Genomic DNA, 14,065 nt, shown 5'->3' with positions numbered 1-14,065 from the left:
TAGGATCCAAAAGTGGATCTGCACTTTTGGATCCGGTGCGCTCGATGGGTCAGCTCGGCGGCATCCAGGAACCGTGATAAGGCTCGTTTCATTCCGCCTTCGTGCAAAGCCTTGAACCCGCCCGTCCTCAGTCCAACGTGATCCTCGCCTCATGCCGCATCTCGCCGAATACGGCGCCCTGTTTGCAGCCGCTTTTCTCTCGGCCACCATCTTCCCTTTTCAGTCCGAAGCCGTGCTCTTCGTCATGCTGGCGGCGGAGCATTATCCCTCGTGGCTTCTCATTCTCGTGGCGAGCGTGGGCAACATCCTCGGCTCCATCGTGAACTGGTTCCTGGGCCGCTTCTTCGCCCATTTCGAGAATCGCCCCTGGTTTCCGGTGAAGCGCAAGCAAGTGGCCAAGGCCGAAGGCTGGTATCATCGATACGGACGCTGGACGCTGCTTCTGAGCTGGCTGCCGATCGTCGGCGATCCGCTCACCATCGTGGCGGGCCTGATGCGGGAACCCCTGCGGGTCTTCGTGCCTCTCGTGGCGCTCGCCAAGACGGGGCGTTATCTCGCCGTCGGAGCGCTGAGCCTGGGATGGATCTAGGGTCCCTGCAGGCTCGACCAGATCTCCTCCAGATGGCGTGGCCCCAGCACCGCGCCGGAGGCGGCACGTATGACGGCCTCCATGCCGGCCGGCGGCTCGTTGTTCATGGCCCAGTGAACGGCTTCGCGGAGGGTGGCGAATTCCCTCACGTCGCTGGGATGGCCCTGGCCGGTCGTGCCGATCGGCTCGTATTGCAGATGGGCCGGAGCATCCAATTCGGCTTTGGTGAGCATGTCGCGGTCCTGCCTTCGTTAGGGGTGCTTGAGCAGGACAACGTTCTTCAGGCTGAAGGCGTTTCAGCCCGGTGCTCCTCGCGGGCAGCCTCCCAGACCTCCCGCGCGGCATCGGCATTCATCGCCGCGATGGCAAGACCCACGATCAGGTCCGGCCAAGCCGAGACCATCATGGCCGTAACCAGGCCCGCCCCTACGATGGCAACATTGGCAACGGCATCGTTGCGGGCCGACAGGAAGGCCGCCTTCGTGAGGCTGCCGCCATGATGGCGATAGCGTGCGAGAAGGAAGGCGCAGGCGAGATTGACCGCGAGAGCCCCTGCCCCGGCGAGCGTCAGCGGAACCGGATCGGGCGCGATCGGCACCCAGAACTTGCCCCAGGCCGTCCAGAGGGTGGCGAGGCCCGGCACGAGGATGATCCCCGCCAGCACCATCCCGACCCGTGCCCGCATCCGCGGTCCCCAGCCGAGGGCCGCGAAAATGAGGAGATTGATCGAGGCATCCTCCAGGAAGTCGACGCTGTCGGCGAAGAGCGACACCGAGCCGATGGCGAGCGCGACCGCAAACTCGATCCCGAAATAGCCCAGGTTCAGGACCGCCACGATGACAACGACCCGGCGCAGGCCCTTGCTGGAACTTGGATCATTCATGGTATTCGCACTCCTACGGCCGCTTCGTCTCGTTCCGGGCCATCAGCAATTCCATTGCGGCAAAGCAGGCGCGACCACAAGGAATGGCAAATTTTCTTGCAAACCGCGCAATTTCAGTTGAACAAGGCGGCAAAGTTCAGCGCATCGTGCGAAAAAGTGGACCCGATTTTCCGCGAAGGACGATGCGCCACTCAAGGGATCGAGCATCGGATCGATCCCAAAAGTAGAGTCCACTTTTGGGTCTGATGCTCTAGGGGAAATCATGCCAGCCTATCGCTCTCGTACCACCACCCACGGCCGCAACATGGCGGGGGCTCGCGGCCTCTGGCGGGCCACGGGCATGAAGGATTCCGATTTCGGCAAGCCGATCATTGCCGTGGTCAACTCCTTCACCCAGTTCGTGCCGGGCCACGTCCACCTCAAGGACCTTGGCCAGTTGGTAGCGCGGGAGATCGAGAAGGCGGGCGGCGTCGCCAAGGAGTTCAACACCATCGCGGTGGATGACGGCATCGCCATGGGCCATGACGGCATGCTCTATTCCCTGCCCTCGCGTGAGCTGATCGCCGATTCCGTGGAATACATGGTCAACGCCCATTGCGCCGACGCCATGGTCTGCATCTCCAACTGCGACAAGATCACCCCCGGCATGCTGATGGCATCCCTTCGCCTCAACATTCCGACGGTCTTCGTCTCCGGCGGGCCGATGGAAGCGGGCAAGGTCGTGCTCAACGGCGTGACCAAGAAGCTCGACCTCGTGGACGCGATGGTCGCCGCCGCCGACGACAAAATCGCGGACGAGGACATCAAGGTCATCGAGCGCTCCGCCTGCCCCACCTGCGGCTCGTGCTCCGGCATGTTCACGGCCAATTCCATGAACTGCCTCACCGAGGCGCTGGGCCTCTCGCTCCCTGGCAATGGCTCGACGCTCGCCACCCATGCCGACCGCCGCCGCCTCTTCGTGGAAGCCGGCCACCTGATCGTCGACCTCGCCCGCCGCCATTACGAGCAGGACGACGCGAGCGTGCTGCCGCGCTCCATCGCCTCGTTCGCGGCCTTCGAGAACGCCATGACGCTCGACATCGCCATGGGCGGCTCGAGCAACACGGTGCTCCACCTGCTAGCCGCCGCCCATGAGGCGGAGGTCAATTTCACCATGGACGACATCGACCGCCTGTCGCGCCGCGTGCCGGTGCTCTGCAAGGTCGCGCCTGCCATCGCCAACGTGCACATGGAAGACGTGCATCGCGCCGGCGGCATCATGGGCATCCTGGGCGAGCTCGACCGTGCGGGCTTGCTCGACACCTCTGTGCCGACGGTCCACTCGGAGAGCATGAAAGCCGCCCTCGACCGCTGGGACGTATGCCGCACCAACAGCCATGCCGTGCATGAATTCTTCAGCGCCGCCCCCGGTGGCGTACCGACGCAGACCGCCTTCAGCCAGGAAAGCCGCTACGACAGCGTTGACATGGACCGGGCGGGCGGCGTCATCCGCGACAAGGACCACGCCTTCTCGAAGGACGGTGGTCTCGCCGTTCTCTCCGGCAATCTCGCCCTCGACGGCTGCATCGTGAAGACGGCGGGTGTCGACGAGAGCATCCTGAAGTTCTCCGGCCCGGCGATCGTCTTCGAGAGCCAGGACGATGCCGTCAGCGGCATCCTCAATGGCAAGGTCGCCGCGGGCGACGTGGTCGTCATCCGCTACGAGGGCCCACGCGGCGGACCCGGCATGCAGGAGATGCTCTATCCCACGAGCTACCTGAAGTCGAAGGGCCTCGGAAAGGCTTGCGCCCTCATCACCGACGGGCGTTTCTCCGGCGGCACCTCGGGCCTCTCCATCGGCCACGCCTCGCCGGAAGCCGCCGAAGGCGGCACCATCGGCCTCGTGCAGGACGGTGATCGGATCGAGATCGACATCCCGAACCGCCGCATTCATCTGGCCGTGGCCGATACCGAGCTGGAGCGGCGGCGCGCCGAGCAGCAGGCCAGGGGCTGGCAGCCGGCTCAGCCGCGCAAGCGCAAGGTCTCGGCGGCCCTCAAGGCCTACGCGATGCTCGCCACCAGCGCCGCCAAGGGCGCCGTCCGGCAGATCTGACCCTCATCGGCTGGGTGGGTGACGAATAAGCGTCTCGCCGAACGATGCGCAGGTGAAGAGAATAGGCATCGGACCAAAAAGTGCGCTCCACTTTGGGGCCCGATGTTCTGGCGCTGCCAAAGGTCTCAGTCAGATCTCGAACCTTGACGAAACACTGTCTCCTGGGGTCCAGTTGGTAAAAGCCCAAATCAGCTCGCTGCAGGATCCTGAATGACCCGCTTCGCCTTGACCGTCAGCTTCCTTCTCCTTGCCGGCCCCGGATTCGCCCAGGGAACTCCGGAGAGCGAGGCCCTCCAGCTGACCGTCCGCCCATCCGGCTATGAGGCCGAGGCCAACGAAGCGACCGAGCGGCAGCAAAAGCTGCTCAAGCGGCTCGAGCAGAGCAACCACATGATCCGTTCGATCTGCGTCAATTGCGGCGACGGGTGGAAGCACCAGATCTACACTCCCTTCAATCCTCTCGCTTCACTGGGCCGCTCCAACCCGCCCTCGGAAGAAGGCGGTAACTAAGCCAGCAAACTGACTTTTGGCCGCGCTTGCAGCGTATTGAGAACCTTTTCCGTTCCCCCTATATTCGAAGGGGTGAGGACGACCTCGCGCCTTCATGACACCGGTAGGGACGGCCCTGCCAATGACGGAGGTCCTGTCATGGCATGGACTTGGCTCGGTCTTGCCGGCCTGTTCGAGATCGGCTGGGCCATCGGCCTGAAATACACCGATGGCTTCACCCGCCCCATTCCTTCCATTCTGACCGCTGTGAGCATGGTCATCAGCGTCGTACTGCTCGGCGTGGCGCTGAAAACCCTCCCCGTGGGAACGGGTTATGCGGTCTGGACCGGGATCGGAACGGTCGGCACGGCGCTGCTGGGAATTTATCTCTTCAGCGAGCCCGCGACAGCGACGCGCCTGGTCTGCATCGGCCTGATCGTATCCGGAATCCTTGGCCTGAAGTTAGCCTCAGGCTAGCCACGGCAGTTATGGTTAGGGGTCATGACTGCATTTGCTCACATTAGGCCGAAATCTGCGGCACGAGGGCTGAAAGCCTTCGTCGTCGTGGTATGCCTCGTTATCGTCGGCCTTGAGGGCTGGCGCGACTGGAACGAGCGGGAGCAGGAGATTGCCCGGATCAGCGCGGAGACCCTGAACCTCGCGAAATCGCTGGTCCAGCACGCAGAGGACACCTTCGAGGTGGCGGACGCCCTTCTGGTGGACGTGGCGGACCGGGTCGAGGCCGGCGGCGTGCTCCCCATTGCGGTCAAGAGACTGGATACGTTCCTGGTCGAGCGGGTTCAGTCCCTGCAGCGCATCAAGTCCCTGTCGGTCTATGAGGACGATGGATTTCTCCTGACCAGTTCCCTGCCCGGCCACCGGGGCAAGGTGAACGCCAAAGACCAAGTTTTCTTCCAGCATCACAAGGCATCCTCCAGCAGCGACTGGTTTTTCGGCCCCCTGATCCGCGACCCGCTCGGCGGCGACTGGGTTCTCACCCTCTCCCGCCGCTTCGACAAGCCGGACGGCAGCTTCGGCGGCGTCGTTCAGGCCAGCATTCCGCCCCGCTATTTCGCCAATTTCTTCGGCCGCTTCGATATCGGAACGCAGGGCAGCATCACGCTCATTCACAAGGACGGTACGCTCCTATCGCGCTACCCCTATACTGAACGTGCCATCGGGACCGACCTGTCGAACCAACCTCGCTTCCGGGAAGGAAAAGGATCGGGTTCCTATGAATATGTCTCCCCGGTCGACGGGGTGACCCGCATGGGCGGCTATTACCGCAACCACATCTTTCCCATCGGCGTTCTCTCATCCGTCGGCCGAGACGAGGCGCTGGCGAGTTGGAATCGTGAGTTCGTCTTCCGCACCATCGTCATCAGCCTGCTCGTCACGACGATCGCCACCCTCGGCTGGATCCTGTCTGCGGAATTGCGCCGCCGGGAGGAGGCAGAGGCCGAGCTCTCCGTCCTTGCCGTTACCGATGGCCTGACGGGTCTTGCCAACCGACGCATGTTCGACAAGCAGCTCGAGACGGAGTGGATTCGGGCCTCGCGGGAGAAATCACAGGTTTCCCTGCTTCTCGTCGATGTGGATCAGTTCAAGGCCTACAACGACATCTATGGGCACCAGGCCGGCGACGAATGCCTGCGCACCATCGCCAAGGCGATCGCGGGCGCAGCCCGCAGACCGGGCGACCTGGTGGCGCGCTATGGCGGCGAGGAGCTCGTGGTTCTTCTGCCGGACCTCGACGAGGCCGGCGCGGCGGCCGTGGCCGAGGACATCCGCGCGAAAGTCGAGGCGCTTCGCGTGCGGCACGAGGCCAATATCCCGTCGCGCACCCTGACCGTCAGCATCGGCAGCGCGACCCGCGTTCCAAGCCTGGACCGGTCCCGCAACGGCCCGGAGGACCTGATCACGCTCGCCGACGCAGCCCTCTACCGTGCCAAGCAGGATGGCCGCAACCGCGTTGCGACCGCGAAAGCCGCCTGAGATCAAATGACAAGAAAGTCGTTGAAAGCAATGGACTTGTGCTTGCCGATATTGGCGAAGACCAACTGACCGCCGACCTTGCTGCCGTTGTGATCGTACCAGAGATTGCCCGTCGTTGCGTCGTACCCGACGTAGTCGTTGCCATCGAGCGCCTTGGCCGCTTTGACGAAATGAGACTTGCTGAGCCCGCCGGTCTTCTTCAGCGCCTTGAAGACGGCGTTCTCAAGCTGGATCGTATCGTGTTTGGCGCTCCAGTCGATAATCGTGTCCTTGTTGCCGGACCTGGCCGGAGCCGTGTCGAACACGAACACATCCTTGCCGTTGCCACCGGTGAGCCTGTCGTTGCCAGCACCGCCGGCGAGCGTGTCGTCGCCGTTGCCCCCGTTGATCTTGTTGGCGGCGGCATTCCCCTTGATCCTGTTGGATAGGGCATTGCCGGTCAGGTTGATTGCCGCGGAGCCGCTGCCCGTGAGACGCTCTACATAGGCCGCCAAGGTGTAGCTGATGGTGGTGTAGATCTCATCGGCTATCCCGCCGGTGGCAGTCTCGATCACCCGATCGTTGGCATCGTCGACATAGTAGGTATCATTCCCGCCGCCACCCACCAGAACGTCTGCCCCTGCCATGCCGTTCAGGATGTCGTCCCCCGAACCGCCGACAAGCGAGTCGCTTCCGGCAGATCCACTGGCATTCTCAGGATTGACGTCACCGACGGTCACGACGAACTCCTTCTCGGAGCTAAGCCCTCCTCCATCGGTGACCTTGATCTTGATCGTATAGGATTTGGCCTGCTCGTAATCGAGCAGGAGGCCATTCGCCACCTTCAGCTGACTGCCTTCAATCGTGAAACGCCCGTCCGTCGCGCCCCAGGTCCCGTCCGCCTTGAGGATCTGGAACGTGAAGCTGCTGCCTGCCGCATCCGTGGCCGAGAAGTCGCCGATCCTGGTGCCGTTCGCCGCCAGTTCGAGAACGGACGAGCCTTGAAGCGCGATATCCGTCGGCGGCTTGTTCGGCTCGGGAGGGACGCTCGCCGCGAGATCGACGTTGAACTGGACGGTCGTTTCGCGGAGGCCCGGATCGTCCAGAACAAGGGTGATCTGCCGTGTTCCAGCCCCACCCTCGCCGTCGTTGCGATAGGTGAGGGATTGAATGACCTTCTGAACGAGCGCAGGCACCGCGCTCCCATTGAAGTAAACGCTTATGAAGCTGTCGTTATCGTACAGCTCACCGATATGGGTTCCATCGACGAAGATCTTCTGTCCGGATGAAGCGGAACCGACGAGCGCAATGCCGTTGGACGCATCAATCCCCAACCTCTCGTGCGAGTCATCCCCGAGGAGAAAAACCTGCAGCGTTCTTATGAGGCCATCATCGGCGCTGAGACCGGCGTTTCGGCCCACATCGAGGAACGTCAGCTTTCCCCGTTCCGCGTGGACAGCGCCCTCGGCGAAGGCCGTCAGCTGAGGGGCATGGTGCGTCGTCGGGGGGTGACCGTCGAGCGTGACGATCGTATCGATCCCGTGCCGATGGATCAGAAGCCGTTCGTCGGCACTGAGCGTTCCGGATTTCAGGATCAGCGTGTCATTGTCGGTTTCATACCCGTAAACATGCTGCGCCAAATCGAAACCATCGACCGTAATCTCGGCAAGGTCGGACCTGAGATGGATGTCGAAGCCCGAGATCGTCTTGACGGTCAGATCGATATCCGTGCCATCGACGAAGAGCTTATCCCCTATGGCTCCACCTCCCTTTCCGTCGATCCGCCGAAGTCCGGCCAGTTGCTCGCTCTCGATTATGATCAAATCATCCGTCGATGAGCCTTCGAGGGTTTCGACACCCGTGAGCTTGCTCATGAGATCAAGACGATAGTATCCGCCGGTCAACTTAAGGGTATCGTTGCCCGCTCCCCCGTCCAGTTCGTCTCCTGAACCGATCGCATCTTCTTCGGCCGTGAAGACGTCGTCCCCGGCCGTTCCCTGAATGCCGTCGCCGACGGTGACCTCGAATTGAGCATAATCGTTATTGCTATCCGTTAGGGCAACCGTCAGGTACCGGGTATTCGAGAAACCGGTTTCGGTCGATTCGTCGGTGTATGTCAGCGAACGGATGAGAGTCTGAACCCGCTCGGCCGTCGCATCGTCATTAAACTCGAATTGAAGGGCGTCTTGATCGGCGTAAGAGACAAATCCGATTTCCACGTTCGCAACGATGATCTTCTTGCCTGTCTCGAGACCGTCCGGGAACTCGACCTCGCCCACCGTGGTGCGGACACCGAGAACATCGGTCACCTCTGAGGGTCCAAAATAGACATCGAGGTATCGGAAGGGATGATCCCCTTCCACGACGACCGCATCACTTCCCTGGTCGATGAAGACGGGTTCCCCAGGTTTTCGCAGAATGGACGTAAAGCCAAGATTGTGGATCTGCGGACCGGCCATCGTTCATCTCCCCTGCAGGGCTTCGGTCCTGGACAGGACACCTGCCAGGGTCTCCACGGCAGAGTCATTTGGACCAAGCAATTCGATGAACGTTATTATGTTATAAAGACCGATAAGAAAAGTCCCCTCCTCAAGAAAGGATATTGCGCCTCGGCTGCGGAGAATTTCGGCGCCTGAAGAGTGTCAGGGGCGACGGAGACCCCGCCGCCCTTCCCGTGCTAGAACACGCATGTCCTAAAGGCAGGCAGAACCGATCCACCCCACGACCCGTGGTACAATTCCAGCAGCCGCTCTGCCGGCGTGCGGCCCGAGGCGACGATCTCTTCCACATAGGCAAGATGAAGCGTCTCGTCACGGCCCGCTTCGTCGCGATGCGCGCGGCGCTGGAGACCGGCGCGGGAGAGCGCCAGCGCGTCCCGGGCGACCTCCTGCGCGGAGCGGCCCGCGATGCGGGCCTTGAGGGCCTGCTTCGGGACGTCGGCGCGCAGTTGCTCGCGTTCGTCCGCATTCCAATGCTTCACCAGTTCCCACGCACCGTCGAGAGCGGCGTCATCGTAAAGAAGGCCTGTCCAGAAGGCCGAGAGAGCCACGATGTGTTCGAGGTTGCCCACATCTGCACCGCGCATTTCGAGATAGCGCTTGAGACGCACTTCCGGAAAGACAGTGGAAACGTGGTTCGCCCAATCCGAGCGCGTCGCGTGTTCGCCCGGCAATTGAGGGTGCCTGCCAGCAAAGAGGTCGCGGAAGGAAGAGCCCGCCACGTCGTGATAGGTCGAGTCGCGCTTGACGAAATACATCGGCACGTCGAGCACCCAATCCACATAACGCTCGTAGCCGAACCCGTCCTCGAACACGAAGGGAATCATGCCTGCGCGATTGTTATCCGTGTCGCGCCAGATCTGCGAACGCATGGACAGGTAGCCGTTGGGCCTGCCGTCGGTGAAGGGCGAGTTGGCGAAGACCGCGGTCGCAATCGGCTGCAGCGCGATTGAGACGCGCAGCTTCTTCACCATGTCGGCTTCGGACGCATAGTCCATATTCACCTGCACGGTGGACGTGCGGTACATCATGTCGAGGCCGAGCGAGCCGACCTTCGGCATGTAGTCCGTCATGATGCGGTAACGGGCTTTCGGCATCACAGGGGTCTCGGCGCGCGTCCAGAGCGGACTCATGCCGAGCGTGAGAAAGCCGATGCCGTGTCCCTCCGCGACAGCCTTCGCATCGGCGATATGCTGCGCCGTCTCGCGGGCGGTCTCGTGCAGCGTCTCGAGCGGCGCACCCGACAGCTCGAACTGCCCGCCGGGTTCGAGCGAAATCGCTCCGCCGCCGACCTCGTCGGCGAGACCGATGGGGTGGTCGCCCTCCATGATCGGCGCCCAGCCGGTGCGCTCCTGCAAGCCCTCCAGGAGGGCGCGAATGCCTTGCCCCCGTCATAGGGCACGGGCGTGGCATCGGCCGTGTAGAACGGAATCTTCTCGTGTTCGGTGCCGAGCCGCCAAGCCTCGCGCGGCTTCTCGCCGGAGGCGATCCAATCCACGAGCTCCGACCGTGCACCAATGGGGGTCGTATCGGATACGTCCCGCGCCATGCATCACCTCATCAAAAAGCGCGTTCAAGGCGCGCCGACTCAGGGTCGGGACTCCATAAGGGGCTTAAGGCCAAGGCGCAATGAGGGACGAAGACATAAAAGCGACGAGGCGGTGCCGCCCCCATCAAAGCATCGGCCTCAAAAGTGGATACCGCTTTCGAGGGTGGTCCGATGCTTCTCCTCATCGCTGGCGCACCGTTGATGCGGAAAACAGGGTCCACTTTTCGCAGGCGCAGACCTTCGGTTCCGCACGATGTGCTAGTGACGGATCGTCGTTTCTCCCATCGTCTCCGCACTGAGCCAGTCGACAACGCCGGCAAGCGCGTCCCGGTTCGACAGGCCGCGGCCGACCGCTTCAGTATAGAGCGTCAGCTGCTGGTCGGCACTGGTGCCGCGGGCCACGATCCAGCGGGCGAGATCGAGCTCGCGCTGGCAGCCGAGGGCCTTGGCATCCTCGGCCACGAGATCGAGCGTCTCGTCGAGGAGCTCCCGCACCGGCTTTGCGGTGCGCGTCTTCTCATCGACGAAGCTGCCGTGGATGCCGTAGCGCTGGGCCCGCCAGCCGTTCTCGTCGTTGATGGCGCGGGAGGCGCCCGTCTGTCCGGCGTTCAGCGTGGTATCCAGGCTCAGGCGGCGGACAAGGCAGCGATAGAGCGCGGCAATCGCGATGGTGTCGTCGAGCCGGGTGCAGCTGTCGGCGACGCGCAGCTCGAGGGTCGGATGCTTCAGGGACGGCCGGATGACCCACCAGACATAGCTGGAATTCTCGATGGCGCGGGCGGCCACGAGGGTGTCGATATAGCGCTGATAGTCCTGCGCGCTCTCGAAGAGGTCGGGGAATCCCGTGCGCGGCAGCTCGCGATAGGCCGCAAGCCGGTAGCCGAGAAGACCCGTGCGCTGCGCCTGCCAGAACGGCGAGGAGGTCGAGAGCGCGAGCAGCAGCGGCAGGTAGGGCTGGATCCGGTTCATGATGTCCACGCGCATACTCAGGTCGGGCACTTCCACATGGACATGCATGCCGCACAGCACGTTGCGGCTGCCGAGCATCTGCAGGTCGTGCATGACCTTGCCATAGCGTGGCTGCGCCGTGGGACGCACCCGGGACCAGATGGCGAGCGGATGGGTGCCGGAGGCCATGATGGACAGGCCGAAATCGCGGGCGACGGATCCCACCGACGAGCGCAGCTCGGCAAGCTGCGCGCGGGCCTCGGAGAATTCCACGGCCGGCTTGCTCGCGACCTCGATCTGCGGCTCCAGCATCTCGGGCTGGATGTCGCCGGAGATGTTGTCACGGCAGGCGGCGAAGAATTCCTTGATCCTCCCCCTGGCGATATCCCGTCTCGGCGCATCGTTGACGAAATACTCTTCCTCGATGCCGAACTTGAAGTCCCAGCTCATTTCCCTGTGTCCTCTGTTCTTATTCAGAAATGGCCTTTCGCGCATGCGGACCGGCCTGCGGCGACCGAGCCCAAACTCCGGCTTAATGGGGCCAGAATGGGGCGAATCGACGCGAAACTGCTAAGCTTTTGAAGCTAGAGGCGGTTTGGTTTTAGCCGTTGTCGGACGATGAGGTCAGTTCCAATCGCCAAGCACGGCCTGAACGATCGCCAGCGCGGCCACAGCGGCTGTGTCAGCTCGCAGGATTCGCGGACCCAACGATACGCAAACACATCTTTCGTGGGCGGCGACAAGCGCTCTCTCCTGATCGGTGAACCCTCCTTCGGGGCCCACAATAACGGCCAGACCAGCTTGATTGTTCCCAAGCTTGGCCAGAGCCGCGACAGGGTTCGAAACCGGCGCATTCTCGTCGCAGAAAACGACCAGGCGATCTTTCTCCAACCCCTTGAGAAAACGCTCCAAATTCTCTTCTTCGCGCACCTCCGGAATCGATAGGATCCCGCACTGCTCGGCCGCCTCGGCGGCGTTGCTGCGCATGCGCTCGAGATTGACCCGGGAGGCCTGGGTCCGGCGCGTCAGGATGGGCTGGAGTACGCCCGCTCCCATCTCCACCGCCTTCTGGACCATATAGTCGAGGCGGGCGTGCTTGAGCGGCGCAAAGGCATAGATGATGTCGGGGGCAGCCCCCTGCTCCCGGGTCCGCTCCACGCAGACGAGACCGGCGGCCTTGCGCCCCTCGACCTCGACTTCGGCGCGCCATTCCCCATCCTGCCCGTTGAAGATCAGCACGCTTTCCCCGGCCTTCAGGCGCAGGACGTTGAGCAGGTAATTGGCCTGTCCCCGGTCGAGGGCGATCCTGGCCCCGGCCTGGAGGGGCGCATCGATGAAGAGACGGGGAGCGTTGAAATCGTATTCGGCCATTGGGGATCTGGGAACCTTGTGCTGAACCGCTCTCCCTGTATCAAGTTCCCCCGCCCCGAGGGAGTGGGTCGGCCCTTTTGGTCACGTGAAATTCAGGTGCGGGATGGCACAGCTTAAGCTTAAGGCGACCATTCGCCTCTTGGCCTCAAGGCCCTGAACCTGTTAACAGAACGCAGGCGTGCGAGACGTCGCGCGCTTTTTGAGGGAATTTTGGGCATGATGCATATCCGTTCGCATCTTCTGGCTGCGTTGGCCGTCGCCGGCATTTTCGTGACAGCTCCTGCCTTCGCGCAGTCGAGCGCCTGCCAGGAAGGGCAGAAGATTCTGCAGGAGCGGCAGAGCCTGATCCAGCAGGTCAACAAGCTCACTAATGGTGGCAAGAACAAGCAGATCGACCCGCGCGCAGCCTGCACCATCTTCTCGAAGCTCGTGACCAATGGCTCCGCCGGTCAGAAGTGGATGACCGACAACAAGGATTGGTGCCAGGTTCCCGATCAGCTGGTCCAGAGCTTTGCCGAGGATCACAAGCGCTCCCAGCAGTTCAAGGGTCAGGCCTGCGGCGCTGTCGCGAAGATGGCCGAGATGGAAAAGCGCGCCAAGCAGCAGCAGACTCAGCAAGGTGGTCCTGCCGGCAAGATGGGCGGCGGTCTGACCGGCACCCTGAGCGTCCCGAAGGGCGCGCTCTAAGCCGGTCCTTTAAGTTATGGAGCGTCCCGCGGACCCGTCCCTGCCTGATGCCGTCAAGGGCCATTGGGCCGAACGATCGGCGCCGGCGGGCCTCAAGCCTTACCTGCGCCTCGCCCGTATCGAGCGACCCATCGGCTGGTGGCTGCTTCTCCTGCCCTGCTGGTGGTCGGCGGCGCTCGCCGCCATCGCGGCGGGACAGCCCTGGCCGAACCCGGTCCATTGCCTCCTCTTCCTGATCGGCGCCGTGGCCATGCGTGGAGCGGGCTGCACCTATAACGACATCGTCGACCGGGATCTCGACACCCGCGTCGAGCGCACCCGTCAGCGCCCCCTTCCCTCAGGCCAGGTCACCCTGAAAGGGGCTCTGGCCTTTCTCGCGCTTCAGGCCATCCTGGGCCTTCTGGTCCTGCTCCAGTTCAATGCCTTCGCGATCGCGACCGGCTTCGCCTCGCTTGGCATCGTCGCGCTCTACCCCTTCATGAAGCGCTTCTTCTGGATGCCGCAGATCGTGCTGGGCCTCGCCTTCGCCTGGGGGGCCCTGATGGGCTGGACGGCCGCCTTCGGATCTTTGGGCTGGGCCGCCATCCTGCTCTATCTCGGCAGCATCGCCTGGGTGGTGGGCTACGACACGATCTATGCCCTGCAGGACATCGAGGACGACGAGATTGCCGGGATCAAATCCTCGGCCCGGTTCTTCGGCGAGAACGTGAAGCTCGGCGTCGGCATCTGCTATGCGCTGACCATCGTCTCCATCACCGCATCGCTGGTTCTGGCAGGCGCAGGCTTGCCATCCTTTGCCGGCTTGAGCCTCTTTGCCGTTCACCTGGGCTGGCAGGTCGCCCGCATCGACCGGGCGGACGGCACCGGCGCACTGCGTCTCTTCCGCTCGAATCGGGATGCGGGCCTGATCCTGTTCGCGGCCATGACCCTCGACTGCCTCGTCTAGAAAGGCCGACCTTTCGAAAAGGAAGGTTTGGGCTCGAGG

Annotated in this window: 12 protein-coding genes and 1 pseudogene; 7 read left to right on the top strand and 6 right to left on the bottom strand. The window is 62.9% G+C overall.

What is annotated here, in order from left to right:
• Positions 1-151 precede the first annotated feature (151 nt).
• Positions 152-589 carry a YqaA family protein gene (locus ACD578_RS01205; RefSeq protein WP_404290139.1) on the top strand — a complete coding sequence of 146 codons (438 nt, stop codon included), beginning with the start codon at positions 152-154 and terminating at the stop codon, positions 587-589.
• On the opposite strand, the gene ACD578_RS01200 is transcribed toward ACD578_RS01205, so the two are convergent.
• Together ACD578_RS01200 and ACD578_RS01195 are read right to left on the bottom strand one after the other, a co-directional pair.
• The gene (locus ACD578_RS01200) at positions 586-822 is read right to left on the bottom strand and encodes a hypothetical protein (RefSeq protein WP_152716783.1); all 237 of its coding nucleotides are present in this window, start codon (positions 820-822) and stop codon (positions 586-588) included. The genes ACD578_RS01205 and ACD578_RS01200 overlap by 4 nt on opposite strands.
• 47 nt (positions 823-869) lie before the next feature.
• A complete protein-coding gene (locus tag ACD578_RS01195) occupies positions 870-1,472 on the bottom strand; it encodes a cation transporter (protein WP_404290137.1) in 603 nt (200 codons plus the stop codon).
• A 262-nt stretch (positions 1,473-1,734) separates the two neighbouring features.
• Here ACD578_RS01195 and ilvD point away from each other — a divergent pair, with 262 nt between their 5' ends.
• From ilvD to ACD578_RS01175, 4 genes are all read left to right on the top strand, one after another.
• Positions 1,735-3,564, top strand: coding sequence for a dihydroxy-acid dehydratase (gene ilvD, locus ACD578_RS01190; protein ID WP_404290135.1), 1,830 nt, complete (start codon positions 1,735-1,737; stop codon positions 3,562-3,564).
• Positions 3,565-3,774: 210 nt separating this feature from the next.
• The gene (locus ACD578_RS01185) at positions 3,775-4,074 is read left to right on the top strand and encodes a hypothetical protein (RefSeq protein ID WP_404290133.1); all 300 of its coding nucleotides are present in this window, start codon (positions 3,775-3,777) and stop codon (positions 4,072-4,074) included.
• Between the two features lie 138 nt (positions 4,075-4,212).
• Positions 4,213-4,530 (top strand): quaternary ammonium compound efflux SMR transporter SugE, encoded by a 318-nt coding sequence (gene sugE, locus ACD578_RS01180; protein WP_404290131.1) that lies wholly within the window; start codon positions 4,213-4,215, stop codon positions 4,528-4,530.
• 24 nt (positions 4,531-4,554) lie between these two features.
• A complete protein-coding gene (locus ACD578_RS01175; protein ID WP_404290129.1) occupies positions 4,555-6,048 on the top strand; it encodes a sensor domain-containing diguanylate cyclase in 1,494 nt (497 codons plus the stop codon).
• Positions 6,049-6,050: 2 nt separating this feature from the next.
• On the opposite strand, the gene ACD578_RS01170 is transcribed toward ACD578_RS01175, so the two are convergent.
• From ACD578_RS01170 to ACD578_RS01155, 4 genes and pseudogenes are all read right to left on the bottom strand, one after another.
• Positions 6,051-8,486: a hypothetical protein gene (locus ACD578_RS01170; RefSeq protein ID WP_404290127.1), complete on the bottom strand. Its 2,436-nt coding sequence runs from the start codon at positions 8,484-8,486 to the stop codon at positions 6,051-6,053.
• A 218-nt stretch (positions 8,487-8,704) separates the two neighbouring features.
• Positions 8,705-10,074 (bottom strand): annotated as a pseudogene (locus ACD578_RS01165) (glutamate--cysteine ligase).
• 258 nt (positions 10,075-10,332) lie between these two features.
• Positions 10,333-11,472 (bottom strand): carboxylate-amine ligase, encoded by a 1,140-nt coding sequence (locus ACD578_RS01160; RefSeq protein WP_152711377.1) that lies wholly within the window; start codon positions 11,470-11,472, stop codon positions 10,333-10,335.
• Positions 11,473-11,646: 174 nt separating this feature from the next.
• Positions 11,647-12,393 (bottom strand): 16S rRNA (uracil(1498)-N(3))-methyltransferase, encoded by a 747-nt coding sequence (locus tag ACD578_RS01155; RefSeq protein ID WP_404290124.1) that lies wholly within the window; start codon positions 12,391-12,393, stop codon positions 11,647-11,649.
• 216 nt (positions 12,394-12,609) lie between these two features.
• On the opposite strand from ACD578_RS01155, the gene ACD578_RS01150 reads away from it, so the two are divergent.
• Both ACD578_RS01150 and ubiA read left to right on the top strand, forming a co-directional pair.
• Positions 12,610-13,080, top strand: coding sequence for a hypothetical protein (locus tag ACD578_RS01150; RefSeq protein ID WP_404290122.1), 471 nt, complete (start codon positions 12,610-12,612; stop codon positions 13,078-13,080).
• 16 nt (positions 13,081-13,096) lie between these two features.
• The gene (gene ubiA / locus ACD578_RS01145; RefSeq protein ID WP_404290120.1) at positions 13,097-14,026 is read left to right on the top strand and encodes a 4-hydroxybenzoate octaprenyltransferase; all 930 of its coding nucleotides are present in this window, start codon (positions 13,097-13,099) and stop codon (positions 14,024-14,026) included.
• Positions 14,027-14,065: the final 39 nt, after the last annotated feature.

This window comes from Microvirga sp. RSM25 (assembly GCF_044784385.1).
Taxonomy (GTDB): Bacteria; Pseudomonadota; Alphaproteobacteria; order Rhizobiales; family Beijerinckiaceae; genus Microvirga; species Microvirga tunisiensis.
Note: the sequence above shows the minus strand (reverse complement) of the source record. Positions and strands in the feature narration are given on the sequence as shown.